Origin of the sequence: Pseudomonas sp. IT-232MI5 (genome assembly GCF_949767845.1) — a bacterium.
Lineage (GTDB): Bacteria > Pseudomonadota > Gammaproteobacteria > Pseudomonadales > Pseudomonadaceae > Aquipseudomonas.
In genome coordinates this window covers 1-768 of sequence record NZ_CATKQE010000031.1, presented here as the reverse complement: position 1 = coordinate 768, position 768 = coordinate 1, and the positions used below count along the sequence as shown (strand labels likewise).

Here is a 768-nt window from a genome sequence, read left to right as displayed (position 1 = left end):
ACGGTTCCTGTCGCGCTCAGCGTCAGGTTGGTGGTATCGACGGTGTCGGTGACGGTGGTGCTGACCGGGGTTTTGTCGGCCACGAGGTTTTCGTAGTTGCCGCCGGAAACGCCGGTGATCGCGTTGGTCAGTGGAGCGTGGCCAGTCAGCGCATCGTTCGGCGCCGTGGTGGTCACGGTGCCGGTGGTTTTGCCGACTTCAATGGTGATGTTCTGACCGTTGGCCAGGGTCACCACGACCGGCGAACCAGTGACCGGCGCGCCGACAGTGGCAGTGTAGGTGACGGTGCCACCTTCAGCGGCCGACTCGGTGGCGGTCAGTTTGACCGTCGAGGTATCGATGGTGTCAGTTACATCGGTAACGGCTGGCGTGGTGCTCGGAACCAGATTCTCGAAGTTGCCGCCGGTAGCATCCTTGATAGTGACTTCGACCTTGCCAGCGTCTTTGTAGACGTCATCGGCTGGAGCCGGAACGGTCACGGTGCCGGTGGTCTTGCCCGCTTCGATGGTGATCACCGAGCCATTGCTCAGGGTCACAGTCACCGGGGTGCCGGCCGGGTTGGTCAGGGTCGCGGTGTAAACAATCGAACCACCTTCCGCCACGGTGCCGGTCGCAGTCAGCGACAGGTTGGTGGTGTCGACAGTGTCAGTAACAGTGGTCGAAACCGGGGTTTTGTCGGCAACGAGGTTCTCGTAATTGCCACCGGAAATGTCGGTGATCGCATTGGTCAGCGGAGCGTGGCCAGTCAGCGCATCGTTTGGCGCGGTA

Annotated in this window: 1 protein-coding gene; it reads right to left on the bottom strand. The window is 61.6% G+C overall.

Annotation, left to right across the window (positions count from 1 at the left end):
* Positions 1–768 (bottom strand): immunoglobulin-like domain-containing protein (locus ACM6JQ_RS16005; protein WP_414894171.1); only part of this gene is annotated, 768 nt, incomplete at both ends.